19 protein-coding genes (1 of these 19 cut by a window edge) are annotated in these 18,628 nt (G+C 64.3%); all 19 read left to right on the top strand.

Annotated features, from left to right (window positions below):
* The first annotated feature begins 95 nt into the window (after positions 1 to 95).
* Entirely contained in the window at positions 96 to 506 is a 411-nt protein-coding gene (locus tag ACO06O_RS13725; RefSeq protein WP_421880722.1) for a MerR family transcriptional regulator, read from the top strand.
* Positions 503 to 958 carry an acyl-CoA thioesterase gene (locus tag ACO06O_RS13720; protein ID WP_421880719.1) on the top strand — a complete coding sequence of 152 codons (456 nt, stop codon included), beginning with the start codon at positions 503 to 505 and terminating at the stop codon, positions 956 to 958. The genes ACO06O_RS13725 and ACO06O_RS13720 overlap by 4 nt, the downstream gene beginning before the upstream one ends.
* Positions 955 to 1,413, top strand: coding sequence for a PaaI family thioesterase (locus ACO06O_RS13715; RefSeq protein WP_421880716.1), 459 nt, complete (start codon positions 955 to 957; stop codon positions 1,411 to 1,413). The genes ACO06O_RS13720 and ACO06O_RS13715 overlap by 4 nt, the downstream gene beginning before the upstream one ends.
* 28 nt (positions 1,414 to 1,441) lie before the next feature.
* Positions 1,442 to 2,614 carry an isovaleryl-CoA dehydrogenase gene (locus ACO06O_RS13710; RefSeq protein WP_421880713.1) on the top strand — a complete coding sequence of 391 codons (1,173 nt, stop codon included), beginning with the start codon at positions 1,442 to 1,444 and terminating at the stop codon, positions 2,612 to 2,614.
* 104 nt (positions 2,615 to 2,718) lie between these two features.
* Positions 2,719 to 3,909, top strand: coding sequence for an acetyl-CoA C-acyltransferase (locus ACO06O_RS13705; protein ID WP_421880710.1), 1,191 nt, complete (start codon positions 2,719 to 2,721; stop codon positions 3,907 to 3,909).
* Positions 3,910 to 3,928: 19 nt separating this feature from the next.
* Positions 3,929 to 4,591 (top strand): SDR family oxidoreductase, encoded by a 663-nt coding sequence (locus ACO06O_RS13700; RefSeq protein ID WP_421880707.1) that lies wholly within the window; start codon positions 3,929 to 3,931, stop codon positions 4,589 to 4,591.
* Positions 4,588 to 5,241 carry a carbonic anhydrase gene (locus ACO06O_RS13695; RefSeq protein WP_421880704.1) on the top strand — a complete coding sequence of 218 codons (654 nt, stop codon included), beginning with the start codon at positions 4,588 to 4,590 and terminating at the stop codon, positions 5,239 to 5,241. The genes ACO06O_RS13700 and ACO06O_RS13695 overlap by 4 nt, the downstream gene beginning before the upstream one ends.
* Before the next feature lie 18 nt (positions 5,242 to 5,259).
* Complete coding sequence (locus tag ACO06O_RS13690; RefSeq protein WP_420419606.1) at positions 5,260 to 6,393, top strand: acyl-CoA dehydrogenase family protein; 1,134 nt, start codon at positions 5,260 to 5,262, stop codon at positions 6,391 to 6,393.
* An 11-nt stretch (positions 6,394 to 6,404) separates the two neighbouring features.
* On the top strand, positions 6,405 to 7,142 hold the full coding sequence (locus tag ACO06O_RS13685) for an SDR family oxidoreductase (RefSeq protein ID WP_421880701.1): 738 nt from the start codon (positions 6,405 to 6,407) through the stop codon (positions 7,140 to 7,142).
* A gap of 10 nt (positions 7,143 to 7,152) precedes the next feature.
* Entirely contained in the window at positions 7,153 to 7,755 is a 603-nt protein-coding gene (locus ACO06O_RS13680; RefSeq protein ID WP_421880698.1) for a 2-hydroxychromene-2-carboxylate isomerase, read from the top strand.
* Between the two features lie 5 nt (positions 7,756 to 7,760).
* On the top strand, positions 7,761 to 8,720 hold the full coding sequence (locus ACO06O_RS13675; protein ID WP_421880695.1) for a glycosyltransferase family 2 protein: 960 nt from the start codon (positions 7,761 to 7,763) through the stop codon (positions 8,718 to 8,720).
* The gene (locus tag ACO06O_RS13670; RefSeq protein ID WP_421880692.1) at positions 8,710 to 9,486 is read left to right on the top strand and encodes a methyltransferase domain-containing protein; all 777 of its coding nucleotides are present in this window, start codon (positions 8,710 to 8,712) and stop codon (positions 9,484 to 9,486) included. Before ACO06O_RS13675 ends, ACO06O_RS13670 begins: the two co-directional genes overlap by 11 nt.
* A 7-nt stretch (positions 9,487 to 9,493) precedes the next feature.
* The gene (gene asnB / locus ACO06O_RS13665) at positions 9,494 to 11,389 is read left to right on the top strand and encodes an asparagine synthase (glutamine-hydrolyzing) (RefSeq protein WP_421880689.1); all 1,896 of its coding nucleotides are present in this window, start codon (positions 9,494 to 9,496) and stop codon (positions 11,387 to 11,389) included.
* 10 nt (positions 11,390 to 11,399) lie between these two features.
* The gene (locus tag ACO06O_RS13660; RefSeq protein ID WP_421880686.1) at positions 11,400 to 13,007 is read left to right on the top strand and encodes a carboxyl transferase domain-containing protein; all 1,608 of its coding nucleotides are present in this window, start codon (positions 11,400 to 11,402) and stop codon (positions 13,005 to 13,007) included.
* Positions 13,008 to 13,014: 7 nt separating this feature from the next.
* The gene (locus ACO06O_RS13655) at positions 13,015 to 13,806 is read left to right on the top strand and encodes an enoyl-CoA hydratase/isomerase family protein (RefSeq protein WP_421880684.1); all 792 of its coding nucleotides are present in this window, start codon (positions 13,015 to 13,017) and stop codon (positions 13,804 to 13,806) included.
* Entirely contained in the window at positions 13,788 to 14,315 is a 528-nt protein-coding gene (locus tag ACO06O_RS13650; RefSeq protein ID WP_421880682.1) for a hypothetical protein, read from the top strand. The genes ACO06O_RS13655 and ACO06O_RS13650 overlap by 19 nt, the downstream gene beginning before the upstream one ends.
* Before the next feature lie 19 nt (positions 14,316 to 14,334).
* Positions 14,335 to 16,350, top strand: coding sequence for an acetyl/propionyl/methylcrotonyl-CoA carboxylase subunit alpha (locus ACO06O_RS13645; RefSeq protein ID WP_421880679.1), 2,016 nt, complete (start codon positions 14,335 to 14,337; stop codon positions 16,348 to 16,350).
* A 122-nt stretch (positions 16,351 to 16,472) separates the two neighbouring features.
* On the top strand, positions 16,473 to 18,095 hold the full coding sequence (locus ACO06O_RS13640) for a YfbK domain-containing protein (protein ID WP_421880676.1): 1,623 nt from the start codon (positions 16,473 to 16,475) through the stop codon (positions 18,093 to 18,095).
* Between the two features lie 137 nt (positions 18,096 to 18,232).
* On the top strand, positions 18,233 to 18,628 hold the 5' end (the start) of the coding sequence (locus ACO06O_RS13635; protein WP_421880673.1) for a hydroxymethylglutaryl-CoA lyase. The gene runs 507 nt beyond the window's last position; only the first 396 of its 903 coding nucleotides appear in the window; its start codon is at positions 18,233 to 18,235; the stop codon falls past the right edge of the window.

Below are 18,628 nucleotides of genomic sequence, written 5' to 3'. Positions count from 1 at the left end.
GTTTGATTCTTGACGTTAACGTAAACGTCAACTAAACGAGATATCCAACAGACGTCGAATCCAAATCGGCGCGGATCGACAAGGGGAGAGCGCGCGTGACCGATACGACGGTCAAAACCATCGCAGACCTGACCCGCGAGTTCGGCGTGACGGCCCGGACTATTCGCTTCTATGAGGCGGAGGGCATGCTGTCGCCGGAACGGGCGGGAACGCAGCGCCTCTATCATCCGCGCGACCGCGTGCGCCTGAAGCTGATCCTGCGCGGCAAGCGCCTCGGCTTCTCCCTCGCCGAAATCCGCGAGATCATCGATCTCTATGACAGCGCGCCCGGCGAAGTCGCACAGCTCCATCACTTCCTGGACAAGATCGCGGAACGCCGCGCCGATCTGGCGCAGAAACAGCGCGATATCGAGGTTACAATGAAGGAGTTGCAGCAGGTCGAGGAAAGCTGCCGGTCGCGCCTGTCCGAACTGGCACCCCGCGACGGCCGGGAGGCGGCGGAATGAGCGACTTTCACGAAGATCCGGTCATGGCGCGCGGCACGGTCTATCCGGAGCATTGCGACCATATGGGACATATGAATGTCGCGGCCTATACGAAGAAATTCGACGAGGCGACATGGTCGCTTTGGGTCACCGTCGGGTTCAGCCACAAGGCGATGAATGCGGAAGAGACCGGTCTCGCCGCCCTGGAGAGCAACTTCACCTACCGGCGCGAATTGTTTCCGGGGGATACCTATATCGTCCGATCCCGGTTCCTGAAATTGCGCGACCGGACCGCAACCTTCCATCACCGCATGTATGTTCTGGACGGGGGGGAGGAGGCTCTGGCGGCGACCTGTACCTATACCGCCGCGTGCCTGGACCGGGCCGCCCATAAGGCACGGCCGTTTCCCGACGCGGTAGCAGGCAAAATCCGGACACAGTTGAAACCCCTTGCGGAGGAGGCGTCGCAATGACCACGCCCCAACCTCGCAATCCGGACTATGCCGCCCGCGTGCGCGACAGTTTCGGGCGTCAGGCCTTCATGGCGACGATCGGCGCCGACCTGACGGACGTCGCGCCGGGCCATGTCGAAATGCGCCTGCCCTATCGCCCGGAACTGGGCCAGCAGCACGGCTTTTTCCATGGCGGCGTCATCGGCACCTTGGCCGACAATGCCGGCGGTTACGCCGCCTTCACGCTGATGTCACCGGAAGATTCGATTCTGACGGTCGAATACAAGATGAACATTGTCTCGCCCGGCCGGGGCGACGCGCTGGTCGCGGTCGGCACGGTGTTGAAGCCGGGCCGGACACTGACCGTCTGCGAGGTGAAAGTTTACGCGGAGACGGCGGGCGATCGGAAACTGTGCGCCACCGCGATTTGCACTCTGATGACCATGAAAGACATGTCGGACGACAAGGCCGAGTGAACGGCCCCGATCCAACGGAGAGGAAACCATGATCCCCAACAGCTACCCCAGCCTCGACTTCGACCTCGGCGAAACCGTCGAGATGCTGCGCGACAGCGTGAAGACCTTTTCGTCCGACGAGATCGCGCCGCGCGCGGCGGAGATCGACCGGACCGACCAGTTCCCGATGGATCTGTGGAAGAAGATGGGCGACCTGGGGGTCCTGGGCATCACGGTCGAGGAGGAATATGGCGGCGCCGGTATGGGCTATCTGGAACATGCCATTGCGATGCAGGAAATCAGCCGCGCCTCGGCCTCGGTCGGTCTCAGCTATGGCGCGCATTCCAATCTCTGCGTGAACCAGATCCGCCGCAACGGCACGGCCGACCAGAAGCAACGCTATCTGCCGAAGCTGATTTCCGGCGACCATGTCGGCGCGCTGGCCATGTCCGAACCGGGGGCCGGGTCCGACGTCGTGTCGATGAAGCTGCGCGCGGACAAGAAGGGCGACCGCTATATCCTGAACGGCAGCAAGATGTGGATCACCAACGGCCCGGATGCCGACACGATGGTGATCTATGCCAAGACCGACGCCGATGCCGGCCCGAAAGGCATCACCGCCTTCCTGGTGGAGAAAGGCTTCAAGGGATTCTCCGTCGCCCAGAAGCTCGACAAGCTGGGCATGCGCGGGTCGCATACCGGCGAACTGGTCTTCGAGGATTGCGAAGTGCCGGAAGAAAACGTGCTGGGCGAGGTCAACAAGGGCGTCCGCGTCCTGATGAGCGGCCTGGATTACGAACGCGCGGTCCTGGCCGCCGGGCCGGTCGGCATCATGGATGCCTGCATGGACATCGTGATCCCTTATATCCACGAGCGGAAACAGTTCGGCCAGTCGATCGGCGAATTCCAGCTGATGCAGGGCAAGATCGCCGACATGTATACGACGATGAACGCGACCAAGGCCTACGTCTATGCCGTCGCCAAGGCTTGCGACCGCGGCCAGACGACCCGCAAGGACGCCGCCGGCGCGATCCTCTATGCCGGGGAAAAGGCGACCTGGATGGCGCTGGAAGCGATCCAGGTGCTGGGCGGCATGGGCTATATCAACGAAAGCCCCACCGGCCGCCTGCTGCGCGACGCGAAGCTGTACGAAATCGGCGCCGGCACGTCCGAAATCCGCCGCATGCTGATCGGCCGCGAACTGTTCAACGAGACGGCGTAAATTCGTCATCCCCGCGAAGGCGGGAATCCAGGGACGCCGGCACTTGCCGAGCATTTGGCGTGAACCCCGCCCCAGAGGGGACGTCACAAGGAGAGAATGAAACCATGACCACGCACGATCCCATCGTTATCGTCGGAGCCGCCCGAACACCCATGGGCGGCTTCCAGGGTGAGTTGAAGGACATGACCGCTGCCGAGCTGGGTTCCGCCGCCATCGCGGCCGCGCTGGGCCGCGCCGGTGTGCCCGCCGGCGATGTCGAGGAACTGATCTTCGGCAATGTCCTGCCCGCCGGTCAGGGCCAGGCCCCGGCGCGTCAGGCCAGCAAGGGCGCGGGCATTCCCGACGCGACGGGCTGCACGACGATCAATAAGATGTGCGGATCGGGCATGAAGGCGACCATGCTGGCGCATGATCTGCTGAAGGCTGGGACCGCCGATATCATGGTGTCCGGCGGCATGGAGAGCATGACCAACGCGCCCTATCTGCTGCCCAAGGCGCGCGGCGGGATGCGCCTCGGCCATGGCCAGGTCGTCGACCACATGTTCATGGACGGGCTGGAAGACGCCTATGACCGCGGCCGCCTGATGGGGACCTTCGCGGAGGAGACCGCGACCCATTACCAATTCACCCGCGAGGCGCAGGACGCGTTCGCCATCGAAAGCCTGACCCGCGCCCAGAAGGCGCAGCAGGACGGGACCTTTGCGGAGGAGATCGCGCCGGTCACGGTCAAGACCCGGAAGGGCGAGGTCGAGGTGGCGCTGGACGAACAGCCGCGAACCGCCAATCCGGCCAAGATCCCGACCCTGAAACCGGCCTTTGCGAAGGACGGCACGGTGACGCCCGCGAATTCCTCGTCGATTTCCGACGGGGCGGCGGCGCTGGTGCTGATGCGCCTGTCGGACGCGGAAAAGCGCGGCCTGACCCCGATTGCCGAGATCGTGTCACACGCGACCCATGCCCAGGCCCCGGCCTGGTTCACCACGGCACCGGTCGACGCCATGCGCAAATGCCTGGACAAGGCGGGCTGGGACGCGAAATCAGTCGATCTGTTCGAGGTCAATGAGGCCTTCGCCGTCGTCACAATGGCGGCGATGCGCGAGCTGGATTTGCCGCATGACAAGGTCAATGTGCATGGCGGCGCCTGCGCGCTGGGCCATCCGATCGGCGCGTCGGGGGCGAGAATTCTCGTCACCCTCCTTAACGCGCTGAGGAAATATGATATGGAGACGGGCGTCGCGTCGCTGTGTATCGGCGGCGGAGAGGCGACGGCCATGGCCGTGAAGCGGATTCACTGACCGGAGGACCCCCGATCCCATGCCCACAATTCTGATCACCGGCGCCAATCGCGGCATCGGCAAACGCTTGGCGGAACTGCACGATGCGGACGGCTGGTCCGTCATCGCGGCCAGTCGCGACCCGGCGAACTGCAACGCGCCGGGCGAAAAGATCGCCCTGGACGTGACCGACGATGCCAGCGTCGCGGCGGCGGCTGAAGCCCTGTCGGGCCGCCCGATCGATGTTCTGTGGAACAATGCGGGGGTCTATCTGGACAAGAATGTTCCGCTGAACGACCTGGATCTGGAGAAGTGGGAGGAAACCTTCCGCGTCAACACGATCGGACCGATCCGGCTGGCCCGCGCGCTGATGGACAATGTCGCGCGTTCCGACAGGAAGGTTCTGGCCTTCACGACCAGCAGAATGGGATCCATCGCCCAGCTTTCCAGCGGGGCCTATGCCTATCGGTCGTCCAAGACCGCGCTGAACATGGCGGTTTCCGTGCTGACCAAGGATGTTGCGCCGCAAGGGATCAAGACTGTTTTGCTGCATCCAGGCTGGGTGCAGACGGATATGGGCGGTGGCGCGGCGGATATCGACGCCGATACCTCCGCCGCAGGCATGAAGTCCATCGTCGAGGAACTGGACCCATCCCAGTCCGGCAAGTTTCTGAACTATGATGGGAAGGAGTTCCCCTGGTGATTCCGATCAATCGACTGCTCGCGGGCTATCGCAGCTACAAGGCGCTCTATCATGAAAAACGCGCGGAACTGACCCAGCGTCTGGCAGACGAAGGACAGCGGCCGGCGATTCTGGTGATTGCCTGTTCCGACAGCCGCGTCGATCCGGCCATCCTGTTCAACGCCGATCCGGGCGAAATCTTCGTCGTGCGCAATGTCGCGGCGCTGGTCCCGCCCTATGAGCCGGACGGCAGCCATCACGGTACGTCATCGGCCATCGAATACGCCGTCAAGGATCTGAAGGTCGAAGAGATCATCGTTTTGGGCCACCATAAATGCGGCGGCATCCAGGCCATGCGTTCCATCGTGTCGGGCGAGGTGGAAGACAATCACGAATTCGTCGGCACCTGGATGAACCTGGCGCGGGATGCCTGCGAACTGCACGGGGCCGATGATCCGAATTCCGGTGCGTCGGTCGAAATGGCGACGATCAAACTGTCGGTGAAGAACCTGAAATCCTTCCCCTGGATCCAATCCCGGATCGACGAAGGGAAGCTGCGGGTGCACGGCTGGTGGTTCGATATCTCCAACGGCGAACTATACGGTCACGACCCGCGGACCGGCCAATTCAGTGTGGTGGAAAAACTGGCGCCGCTCGGCGCGTCGGCATAACGCAAGAGGAAGCGACCCATGATCCTGAACGAAGAACAACAGATGATCCGCGACATGGCGCGCCAGTTCGCGCAGGAACGTCTTGTTCCCAACGCGGAGGAATGGGATCGCGAGGCGCGTTTTCCGAAAGAGGCGCTGGACGAGATGGCGCAGTTGGGCATGCTGGGCATGATGGTGCCGCCGGAATGGGACGGCGCCGGGACCGACTGCGTTTCCTATGCCATGGCACTGGAAGAGATCGCCGCCGGAGACGGCGCGGTTTCCGCCATCATGAGTGTCCACAATTCCGTCGGCTGCATGCCGATCCTGCGCTACGGCACGGATGAGCAGAAGGAAAAATACCTGAAGCCCTTCGCCCGCGGCGAAATGATCGGCTGTTTCTGCCTGACCGAGCCGCAGGCCGGCTCCGACGCCTCGGCGCTGAAAACCACCGCACGGCGCGACGGCAACAAATGGGTGATCGACGGCGCCAAGCAGTTCATCACCAATGGCTCGTCGGCCGGACTGGCCATCGTCTTCGCGGTGACCGATCCGGATGCAGGCAAGCGCGGGATTTCCGCCTTCCTGGTGCCGACGGATAGCGAAGGCTACATTGTTGAGCGGGTCGAAAAGAAAATGGGGCTGAATGCCTCCGACACCTGTGCGCTTCGCTTCGAAGGGGTCGAGGTGACGCCGGACATGATGCTGGGCGAGGAAGGCCAGGGCTATAAGATCGCCCTGTCGAACCTGGAAGGCGGCCGGATCGGGATCGCGGCCCAGGCGCTGGGCATCGCACAGGCGGCGCTGAACTATGCCGTCGAATATGCCAAGGACCGCACCTCGATGGGGCAGCCGATCATGAACCACCAGGCGGTCGGCTTCCGGCTGGCCGACGGCGCGGCGAAGCTGCAGGCCGCCCGGCAGTTGATCCTGCATGCCGCCGCGATGAAGGATGCCGGCATCCCCTGCCTGACCGAGGCGTCGATGGCGAAACTGTTTGCGACGGAAACCGCGGAAACGGTCGTGTCCGACGCGCTGCAGACCTTCGGCGGCTATGGCTATATGAAGGACTATCCGCTGGAACGCCTGGCCCGTGACGTGCGCGTCACCAAGATCTACGAGGGCACCAGCGATATTCAGCGCATGCTGATCGCCCGTTCTCTGGCCGCGTGAAGGAGCGGACAATGGGTATCCTGGACGGCAAGGTGATCCTGGTCACCAAGGTGACGGAATTCGTCGGTGCGGCCGTGGTCGACAGCTGTCTGGCGGAAGGCGCCATTGTCGTCGCCCAGGATGCGTCCTTTGGGGATACCGCCGAACAGACCCGCTTCGAAAGCGCCCATCCCGGTGTCATCGCGCTGGGTGTCGGCGATTTCGAAACCGCCGTGTCCGACGTGATCGCCGGGCAGGGGCGGATCGACGGTCTGGTCCCGAATGACGGGTTCCCGGCAATCCGCGCCAAGGTCGAAGACGCCAAACCGGAAGATATGCGCGCCGGTCTGGACGCGATGGTGGTCGAACCGTTCCGTCTGATCGGCGCCGTGGTGCCGCATATGAAAGAACAAGGCGGCGGGCGGATCGTGCTTGCTACCTCGGCGGTGCCGTATCGCGGGCTGTCGAATTACGGCATGTATGTCACCGGGCGCGGGGCCCAGAACGCGATGGTCCTGACCCTGGCTCGTGAACTGGCGAAGACCGGCATCACCGTCAACGCAGTCGCCCCGAATTTCGTCGAAAATCCGTCCTATTTCTCCGAGGCGCTGTTGAGCGACGAGGACGCCAAAGCGAAAATCCTGTCGCAGATTCCGATGGGGCGCTTCGGCAAGCCTCACGAGATATCGGACCTGATTGCCTTCCTGCTGTCGGACAAGGCGGGTTTCACCACCGGCCACGTAATCCCGGCCGCCGGTGGTTGGGCCTAAGGAGGTTCCGATGACCGGCGCGATCGACTTCTATTTCGAATTCTCCTCCCCATTCGGCTATATCGCGGCGGAACGCATCGGGGCGTTTGCGGCGAAACACGACCGTACCGTCAACTGGAAGCCGTTCCTGCTGGGCGCGGCCTTCAAGCGGGAAGGCACGCAATCGCTCGTTTCCTATCCGATGAAAGGGCCGTATTCGCGCCGGGACATTGAACGCTCCACTGCCTATTACGGCCTTCCGTTTCAATGGCCGCCGGAGTTTCCGGTCTTCACGGTGACGGCCGCACGGGCAACCCTTTGGACGCAGGAGCAGGCACCGGAGAAAGCGGTTTCCCTGATCCTCGCGATATACCGAAAGGCCTTCGCGGAAGGCGCTGATATCGGGCAGGCGGACGCCGTCCTGGCCGCGGCGCAATCTGTGGGTCTGGACCGGGACGCCGCCGCCGCCGGTATGGCCTCCCCGGACATCAAGGCCCGCCTGAAGGACGAGAACGAGGCGGCGCTGGACCGCGGTGTCTTCGGATCACCGTTTTTCATCGTCGACGGAGAGCCGTTCTGGGGCGTCGACCGGATGGACATGATGGACGCCTGGATCACGCGGGGCGGCTGGTAGGCGTCATGTCGGATCGCGGTGTTTCCTTCGTTGTGCCGGTCTATAACAAGGCGGACTGGCTTCCGGCGGTGATCGACCGGATCGCAGCCCAGCGGGGCGATTTCGACCGGCAATTCGTCTTTGTCGATGACGGGTCGACGGACGACTCTCTGGAAATCGTCCGGCGGAAGACCGACGGTTGGAAGAACGTCGTCATCGAAAGCCAGGCCAATGCCGGTTCCGCCGCCGCGACCAATCGCGGCATTGCGCTGGCCTCCATGCCCTATGTCAAATTCGTCGACGCCGACGATCTGCTGCATGCGGATGCGACACAGATTCTTCTGGATGCGCTGCAGGGCGATGACCGGGCCTGTCTGGCCTTCGGCGGGTACAGCCTGTTCCGGGATCAGGCGGATCTCGACCTGGACGGGGCGCTGGGGCGCCCGGCGATGCGCCGCCATGTGCGCCCGCTGCGCGCCGCGATCTCCCGGTCGCTGTTCAATCCGACTCAGTTCCTGGCCCGTACCGATGCGCTGCGCGCCGTCGGGGGCTGCGACGAGCGGGTCGTGTTCAGTCAGGAATATGCCCTGACCATGCGCCTTGCCCGGCAATGGGACTTCCTTGAACTCGACGCCGTGATCGCCTATTGGCCGGAGGTCGTGGGGGCGCGGCTGTCGAACAATCAGGGACGCCAGTTGCAGCGGGTCACCCGGGCGGTTCAACTGTTCCTGGAAGATTATCCCGACACGCCCTGGTCCCTGCGTCAGTATATATCTCGGCGCATGGCCTATCGCGCCTGGAAGTATCATCGCCGGGCCAACCGGGCCTTCTGGCCGACCAGCCCGGTGTTCTGGCGTCAGGCAATGGCGTGGCTGCCGATCCTTGGTGGACATGCGGCCTTCGTCGAACGTTGCGGCAAGGTGTATGAATCGGCGGAGATCAGCGCCGTCACAAGCGGGAACGAGGGGCGGGTTCATGGGCAGTAGCGATTACAATCCGGGCTATGACCACGGCTTCTATGCCGATCTGGAAAATACCGCCCTGCCGTCGGCGCGCAAAATCGTACCCATGCTGCGCGACTGGTTCCCGATCCGAAGCGCTGTCGACGCCGGATGCGGCGACGGCTCCTGGCTGTCGGTCATTCTGGAAACCGGCGCGGATCGCGTTCTGGGGCTGGACGGTCCCTGGGTCGACGCCGCGCAGCTGAAAATTCCGCAGGACAGTTTCCGTCGCTGCCGGATCGACGAGAAGATCGAGGCCGATCCCGCCGACCGGTTCGACCTGGCGGTCAGCCTGGAAGTCGCCGAACACCTGCCGCCCGCCCGGGCCGCCGGTTTCGTGTCGGACCTCTGCGCTCTGGCGCCCGTTGTCCTGTTTTCCGCCGCGATTCCGGGGCAGGGCGGACACCACCACGTCAACGAACAATGGCCGGAATACTGGGCCGACCTGTTCGCCGCGCAAGGCTACCGGCCGGTCGACACCTTGCGCCTGTCGGTCTGGAACGATCCGTCGGTGTGCTGGTGGTACAAGCAGAACCTGATGCTGTTCGCGTCGGATGCGGCGCTGGCCGGCAATCCGAAACTGAAGGCGGAAGCGGACCGGACCCAGATTCCGCCGGTGCCGCTGGTTCATCCCGAAGTGTTCGGGCAGATGCGGCGCCTGGCCTTCCCGTCCTTCGGGCGCTGGTTGAAGCAGGGCCGCAAGGCCTTCGCGCGGTCCGCCGCGAAACGCAAAGCGAAGCGGGGGCGCTGACCGGATCATGTGCGGGATCGCCGGTTTCATCGATACGACACGCGGACGCGATGCCGACGCGCTTTCTGCCATCGCCAAGGCGATGTCGGACAGCATGCTGCATCGTGGTCCGGACGATGAGGGCGTCTGGTGCGAAGTTTCGACCGGGGCGGCGCTGGGCTTCCGACGGTTGGCGATCCAGGATCTCAGCGCCGACGGCGCGCAGCCGATGGCATCTCCCGACGGCCGCTTCATCATCGTCTTCAACGGCGAGATCTATAATTTCCTGGAGCTGCGGCGTGAGCTCGACAATGGCCGCAACTGGCGCGGCCATTCCGATACCGAAGTCATGCTGGCAGCCTTCGACGCCTGGGGGGTCGACGGGGCGCTGGCCCGGTTCGACGGTATGTTCGCTTTCGCGCTTTATGATGCCAAGGCGCGGACCGTCACCCTGGCCCGCGACCGGATGGGGGAGAAGCCGCTTTATTGCGGCTGGGCGGGCAAGAGCTTTGTCTTCGCCTCGGAACTGAAAGCCATTGCCGCCCATCCGGATTTCGAACCCGCCATCGACCGTCGCGCCGTGGCGGCGTTGATGCGCTATTCCTACATCCCCGCGCCGGTGTCGATCTATCGCGGGATCGAGAAACTGCCGCCGGGCGCGACGCTGACGGTCTCGCTGGATGGCGGCGCGGTCTCGCAGTCCCGGTATTGGGACCCGGTCGCGGAAATCGAGGCGGCCCCCGCCTTTGAGGGCGACGAGACCTCGGCGGTGCGGGAACTGGAGCGGCTGATGCTGCGGTCGATTTCGCGCCGCATGGTCGCAGACGTGCCGCTGGGTGCCTTCCTGTCCGGCGGGATCGACAGTGCGACCGTTGTTGCCCTGATGCAGACCCTGGCGGAAAAGCCGGTGCGAAGCTTCACCATCGGCTTCACCGACCGGCGCTTCGACGAGGCGCCGCAGGCCGCCGCCATCGCACAGCATCTGGGGACGGACCACAATTCGGTCACCGTCGCGCCGGAAGACACGCTGCAAATGGTGGCGCGCATGCCCTTCGTCTATGACGAACCTTTCGCGGATGTCAGCCAATTGCCGACGCTGTTGCTGTCGCATCTGGCCCGCGAACAGGTGACGACGGCGCTGACCGGCGACGGGGGTGACGAGTTGTTCGGCGGTTATCCGCGCTATGAGAAGACCGCTGCGCAATGGGACCGGGACCGGCCCTTTTCCCGAGGTCTGCTGAACCTGATCCCCTTCGGCCCGCTGAACGTGATTTCGTCGGGCGTCGGGAAGCCTGGGCGCTTCGGTGACAAGCTGTGGCGCAAACTCTCCGACCGGTCGAAACCGTCCATCGAGATGCTGTATGAGGGTCAGATGTCACGCTGGCGCGTTTTCGACCGGCCCATCGAGGATCCGATTGTCGGCTATTTCGTCGAAGGGACGCGCCGGCCGAAACTCGATGACGACCGGTTGCGTCTGATGTTCTGCGACGCGGTCAGTTATCTGCCCGACGATCTGCTGGTAAAGGTCGACCGGGCCAGCATGGCGGCGTCGCTGGAAACCCGCGCGCCGCTTTTGAACCATGATATCGTGCGCTTCGCCTGGGGCCTGCCCAGCCGGTTCAAGTTCCGCAACGGTCAGGGCAAGGACGTGCTGCGCAAGGTGTTGGACCGGCATGTGCCGCGCACGCTGATGGACCGGCCGAAACAGGGGTTCGAACCGCCGCTGGCCGAATGGCTTCGCGGCCCGCTGCGCGACTGGGCGCAGGCGCTGATCTCCTCCGACCGGTTGGAGGATGGGGGTTTCCTGGACCCCGAACCGGTCCGGGCGGTCTGGGAGGAACATCTGAAAGGGTATCGGAATTGGCATTTCGAACTCTGGAACGTGCTGATGCTGCAAAGCTGGCGCGAAGCTTGGAAACTTTGAGGGACGGGCGATGAGCGTACTGACCACGACCTACGATCCGCGATCCGAGGAAGCGGCCGCGAACCGCGCGGCCATGACGGCGCTGATGGACGACCTGAAGACGCGGCTGGCCGCAGTGAAGGTCGGCGGCGGCGAAAAGGCGCGCGAACGGCATCTGTCGCGCGGCAAGCTGTTGCCCCGCGAACGCGTGCGCACCCTGCTGGATCCCGGCGCGCCCTTCCTGGAACTGTCGCAGCTTGCCGCCTATGGCATGTATGACGACGAGGTGCCGTCCGCCGGCGTCATCACTGGCATCGGCCGCGTTGCCGGACAGGAATGCATGATCGTCGCCAACGACGCCACGGTGAAGGGCGGCACCTATTACCCGATGACGGTAAAGAAACATATCCGGGCCCAGGAAGTGGCCTGGCAGAACCGTCTGCCTTGCGTCTATCTGGTCGATTCCGGCGGGGCGAACCTGCCGAACCAGGACGAGGTCTTTCCCGACCGGGACCATTTCGGGCGCATCTTCTATCACCAGGCCAATATGTCGGCCGACGGCATCGCGCAGATCGCGGTCGTCATGGGGTCCTGCACGGCGGGCGGCGCCTATGTGCCGGCCATGTCGGATGAAAGCATCATCGTGCGGAACCAGGGCACGATCTTCCTGGGCGGCCCGCCGCTGGTGAAAGCCGCGACGGGGGAAGTTGTCTCAGCGGAGGATTTGGGCGGCGCCGATGTTCATTCCCGCATCTCCGGCGTGACCGACCATATGGCCGAGAACGACACCCATGCCCTGTCCATCGCGCGGCGCATCGTCGGCAATCTGAACCGGGTCAAGCCGTCCAGCCTGAAGATCCAGGACACGAAGGACCCGCTGCTGGACCCGGACGATCTCTACGGCGTCGTCCCGTCCGACCTGAAAAAACCCTATGACGTGCGCGAGGTCATCGGCCGCATCGTTGACGGATCCGAATTCGACGAGTTCAAGAAGCTTTACGGCACGACCCTGGTCTGCGGCTTCGCCCATATCTGGGGCTATCCGGTCGGAATCGTCGCGAATAACGGAATCCTGTTTTCGGAATCGGCGCAAAAGGGCGCGCATTTCGTCGAGCTGTGCTCTCAGCGCGGCATTCCGCTGATCTTCCTGCAGAACATCACCGGCTTCATGGTCGGATCGAAATACGAGTCCGGCGGTATTGCCAAGGATGGCGCGAAACTGGTCACCGCCGTCGCCACGACGTCCGTGCCGAAATTTACCGTCATCCTGGGCGGCAGTTTCGGGGCCGGCAATTACGGCATGTGCGGCCGCGCCTATTCGCCCCGCTTCCTTTGGATGTGGCCGAACGCCCGGATCTCCGTCATGGGCGGGGAGCAGGCGGCCAATGTCCTGGCGACCGTCAAGGAAGACAATATGGTCAAGGCGGGCCAGACCTGGGCGGCGGAAGAGAAGGAAGCCTTCATGGACCCGATCCGTCAGCAATACGAACATCAGGGGCATCCCTATTACGCCAGCGCGCGTCTGTGGGATGACGGGATCATCGACCCGAAGGATACGCGCATGGTGCTGGGCCTTGGCCTGTCCGCCGCGCTGAACGCCCCGATCGAACCGACCCGGTTCGGCGTCTTCCGGATGTGAGGTAGAGATGAGCAAAACCGTGAACCTGGAAATCCTGCGCGACGGCCCGATCGCCCGCGTGCGGATGACCAATCCCGAAAAGCACAACGCCTTCGACGACGGCCTGATCGTCGCCCTGACCGAGGCGTTCGACAGTCTGGACAAGGACGAGGCCATCCGCGCGGTGGTGCTGGAAGCGGAGGGCAAGAGCTTCTCCGCCGGGGCGGACCTCAACTGGATGAAGCGCGTCGCGGGCTATTCCTTCGACGAGAATGTGACCGACGCCCGCGCCCTCGCGCGCATGCTGAAGGTGCTGAACTTCCTGTCCAAGCCGGTCATCGCGCGGGTGCAGGGCGCGGCTTTCGGCGGCGGGGTCGGCCTGGTCGCCTGCTGCGATATCGCTATCGGAACGGAGCGGGCCAGCTTCTCCCTGTCCGAGGTCAAGCTGGGGATCATCCCCGCCGCGATCAGCCCCTATGTGGTCGATGCCATCGGCGCCCGCGCCGCCCGGCGCTATTTCCAGACCGGGGAGCGGTTTGACGCCGCGACGGCGCTGCGGCTCGGCCTGCTGCACGAGGTCGTGCCGGAAGCGAAACTGGATTCGGCCGTCGACGCGGTTCTGAACGCGATCCTGGGCGTCGGCCCCATCGCGGCGGCGGAGGCGAAGGATCTGGTCTTCGCGGTCGACCGTCCCGTCACCGACACGATCATCGAGGATACGGTACAGCGGATTGCCCGCCTGCGCGCGACCGACGAGGCGCAGGAAGGCATGACGGCATTTCTGGAGAAGCGGAGGGCGTCGTGGAACAAAGCCAAATAGAACGCGAGCGCGCGACGTTTCTGGCCCACGACCAACACTCGCTGGGCCTGCCCAGCCTGTTCTACGGATCGCTGCGCGCGCCGGAAGTCTTCGAACTGGTCGTCGGCCGTCCGATGGCGGATGTCCCGTGCGAGCCGGTGGTGCTGCATCGGCACGAATTGGCGCGGATCATCGCCGGCGACGATTTCCCCGGCATATTTCCCACCGAAGACAATGTCGACCTGCATTGCCTGCTGGTGCCCGGGCTGACCTATGAGGAACAGCTGCGCGTCGCCTGGTATGAATGGGACGAATACAAGCTGTCCCGGTTCGAGACCACGGACGGACGGCAGGCCCAGGCCTTTGTGCCGGATGTCGACGCGATCCACCGCCTGCATGGCGCGATCGATTTCAAACCCTGGTCCTTCGAGGAATGGCGCGAACGCAATCTAACCGCCGCCATTCCGAATGCCCGGACTTGGATGTCGAAGATGCCGGATATCAGCGCCAAGCTTTGCGCAGCGGAATAACCCTATCGGGAAGCAGACCATGTTCAAACGTATCCTGATCGCCAATAGAGGCGAGATCGCCTGCCGGGTCATAGAGACGGCGCGGCGCCTGGGCATCGAAACCGTCGCGGTCTATTCGGACGCGGACGCCAAGGCGATGCATGTCGATCTGGCCGATTACGCGGTGCGCCTCGGCCCGGCCCCGGCGCGCGAAAGCTATCTGCGCGGCGAATTGATTCTACAGGCCGCCAAGGACACCGGGGCGGAGGCGATCCATCCCGGCTATGGCTTCCTGTCGGAGAATGCCGACTTCGCCGATGCCTGCGACAAGGCGGGCATCGTCTTCATCGGACCGCCCGCCGATGCGATCCGCGCCATGGGATCGAAATCCGAAGCCAAGGCGCTGATGGGCAAGGCCGGCGTGCCGCTGACCCCCGGCTATCACGGTGCCGACCAGGATCCGGCCCATCTGAAAGCGGAGGCAGACCGGATCGGCTATCCGGTTCTGATCAAGGCGTCGGCCGGCGGCGGCGGCAAAGGCATGCGCCTGGTCGAGCGGACGGAGGATTTCGACGAGGCGCTGGCCTCCTGCCGCCGCGAGGCTTCGGCCAGTTTCGGCGACGACCGGGTCCTGGTGGAACGGTTCGTGACGCGCCCGCGCCATATCGAAATGCAGGTTTTTGCGGATTCGCACGGCAATGCGGTCCATCTGTTCGAACGCGATTGTTCGATCCAGCGGCGGCACCAGAAGGTGGTCGAGGAAGCGACCGCGCCCGGCATGCCGGAAGATTTGCGTCAGCGCATGGGCGAAGCGGCCGTCGCGGCCGCCAAGGCCGTCGGCTATCGCGGCGCGGGCACGGTTGAATTCATCGCCGAGACCAGGCCGGACGGCACGCCGGGCGACTTCTTCTTCATGGAGATGAATACCCGCCTGCAGGTCGAACATCCGGTGACGGAACTGGTCACCGGCCAGGATCTGGTCGAATGGCAATTGCGCGTCGCGGCGGGCGAAACCCTGCCGATGGACCAGTCGGAAATCTTCGCCTTCGGCCATGCCATGGAGGTCCGCCTCTATGCCGAGGATCCGGATGGCGGCTTCCTGCCGTCCATCGGCACGCTTAACCGGCTGCGGCTCCCGGATGGGAACGATATCCGCGTCGATACCGGCGTGCGGGAAGGGGACGAGGTCTCGCCCCATTACGATCCGATGATCGCCAAACTGATCGCTTTCGGCGACGACCGGAAAGAGGCGATCCGGAAACTGATCGCGGCGCTGCGCGCGACGGAGGCGGCGGGCATTACCACGAACCGCGATTTCCTGATCCGCGTTCTGGCCGACAAGGATTTCCAGGACGGCACGCTGGATACCGGCTTCATCGCGGCGCGTGAGGCGGCCCTTCTGCCCGGCCGGGCGCGGGCGGATGAGTCGGTCCTGATCGCCGCCGCGCTGGCGGTTCTGGACGGGGAAGCGCAATCGGCACGCCGCCGCGCGTCGGCTGCCGGCGACCCGCATTCGCCCTGGGCGATGGCAACGGGCTGGCGTCTCAACGATTCCGGGCCGGTCGATCTGCGCTTCCGGGATTTCGAAGGCGAACGGTCGGTTTCCGCCCGTTTCGACTCCGGTCATTGGCGCTGTCGGGTGGAGGGCGGCGATCCTATCGAGGCCCTGTTGCTCGGCTGGGATTCCGACGGGTTGCGGGTCCGCATCGGCGGGACGTTGATGCGCTTCGGCCTGGACCGGACGGGGGAACGCTTCACCCTGTTCAGCCCGTCGCATACCTATGTGCTGGACCGGGTCGACCCGCTGGCGGCGGCCACCGGCGCGGATCAGTCCGACCATGCGCTGACGGCCCCGATGCCGGGCAAGGTGACGGCGGTCTTTGTTAAAAAGGGCGACACGGTGAAGGCCGGGACCTCGCTGATGATTCTGGAAGCCATGAAAATGGAACACACGATCAAGGCCCCGGCCGACGGCGTGATTGAAACCCTGCCCTATGCCGAAGGCGACCAGGTCGGCGACGGGGCGGTGCTGGTAACCTTCGAAGGCGACGCATAGTTCAGGCGGGCACCGGTCCTCTTTTAGCCCCTTTTCGGCCCCGGTTAGGTCACGGGCCGGCCCAGACCCGGCCCGGTTTCAGGCGAACCCTGCCCCATCTTCAATCCCGGGTGGAGGGTTCCATGAAAAGCCGGATGTCCTATCTGAGTGCGGCGGCGCTGATCGCCGCCACTATTCTAGCCGCCTGCGGTCAGGCACAGCCCCAAATGGCGGGTGAGACGCGAACGGCGTCCGTCCCGCCGCCGACACCTTCGCCTGCGCCACTGGGCGTGGCTGGTGCGATCACCGGCCCGGCGCCGGTCCTGTTGCAACCGCCGTCTGCAATCGGCCAGCACCCGTCCTATGAAATAGGCGTGGTGAAATCCGTCGCGGAAGAGCCGTTTTCCACCTTCTCTCTCGAGGTGGACACCGCCTCCTATTCGGTGGTTCGCCGCTATCTGCGCAACGGCACATTGCCGCCGCCGGAAGCGGTCCGCGTGGAGGAGATGCTGAACTATTTCGACTACGACTATCCGGGTCCCGAAACCCGCGAGGAGGGGTTCCGTCCGACCGTGTCGCTCTATCCCGCGCCGTGGAAGCCGGACTGGGCCCTGCTGCGGGTCGGCGTGAAGGCATTCGTCCCGTCCCCGGAAGACCGGAAGTCGCTCAATCTGGTGCTGCTGGTCGACCGGTCCGGATCGATGCAGGGATCGGACCGGCTCAACCTCGTGCAAAAAGTCGTCGGTGACTTCCTGTCGACCTTGCGGGATGACGACCGTGTCGGCCTGATGACCTATGCCAATGGCGTCTCGGTCCATGCCGAGCCGACCACGGACCATAAATCGGTCGCGGCGGCCCTGCGCGGTCTCGATGCCGCTGGCGGCACGGCCGGCGGCGCGGCGCTGGAAAAGGCCTATGCGCTGGCACAATCGGTTTACGATCCGGCGGCGGAGAATCGGATCCTGCTGATCACCGATGGCGACTTCAATGTCGGGATCCGCAATTCGAAGGAACTGGAACGCTATGTCGACCGCAAGCGGCAGACCGGGTTCGGCCTGTCGGTGTTGGGCGTCGGGCAGGGCAATTTCAACGACAGCTTGGTCCAGGCCATTGTCCAGGCGGGCAATGGGGTTGCGGCCTATATGGATTCGCCGGTCGAAGGGGCCCGCCTCTTCGCCGACGGGGCGGCCGGCCTGCTGCATACCGTGGCCGCCGATGTGAAGGTGCAGGTCGAATTCAACCCGGCCCAGATCGCCGAGTATCGGCTGATCGGCTATGAGACCCGGGCGTTGGAAACGCGAGACTTCCTGGATTCCGGCAAGGATGCGGGTGAGGTCAATGCCGGCCGCAGTGTGACGGCGCTCTATGAAGTCCTTCCGGTCGCCGCCGCGTCCCGGACCCTGCCGGTGCCGCGCTATGATGGAAACCGGCCCGCGCCCTCGCCGGAAGCGGAGACGGCGTTGAACGCCGAATGGGCCGAGGTGAAGATCGCCTTCAAGCCGGACGGGCCGGACGGGGCGCAGACGGTTATTCGCCAGCCGGTCTCGCCGGACCTTCTGCGGGACCTGTCCGCGATCGGGCCGGATGACGCGCTGGCCGCTGCCATCGCGGGCTTTGCGGGCAAGCTCCGCCGCGATCCCGCCTTCGACGCTTATGACTATGACGCGATCAAGGATCTGATCGCCATTGCCCGTGCACGGGACGATGACGGCTGGCGCAGCGAATTGCTGCATCTCGTGTCGGCCGCGGAAAGTCTGGACGGCTAGGCGGCGGTACAGACCCCGACGGGCTGGACCTGTCGGGGGAAGCGACCCAATATGGATGAGCTCGGGCCGGGCGCTGGACGGAATCCGGCGTCCGGCTCCGATTATCAGGGATCAACTCCGTCAAAAGGAGACGCGCCATGCCGGACCAAGTGAAAATCGTCGAAGTCGGCCCCCGGGACGGTTTGCAGAACGAAAAGGCTGCGGTCACGACGGAACAGAAGGTTCGGCTGATCGCGCTGCTCGGCAAGGCAGGGCTGACCGCAATCGAGGCCGGCAGTTTCGTGTCCCCGAAATGGGTGCCCCAGATGGCCGATTCCGGTGAGGTCTTCGACCGAATGGAAAAACGCGCCGGTGTGGACTATCCGGTTCTGACTCCGAACATGAAGGGGCTGGAAGCCGCGCTCGCCCATGGCGCAAAGGAAGTGGCGATTTTCGGCGCCGCCTCGGAAAGCTTCTCGCAGCGGAATATCAACTGTTCGATCGCGGAATCGCTGGAACGCTTCGTTCCGGTTTGCGCCCGGGCCCTGGACGAA

It is taken from the genome of Pacificispira sp., assembly GCF_965228185.1.
Classification (GTDB): domain Bacteria; phylum Pseudomonadota; class Alphaproteobacteria; order UBA8366; family Aestuariispiraceae; genus Pacificispira.
Note: the sequence above shows the minus strand (reverse complement) of the source record. Positions and strands in the feature narration are given on the sequence as shown.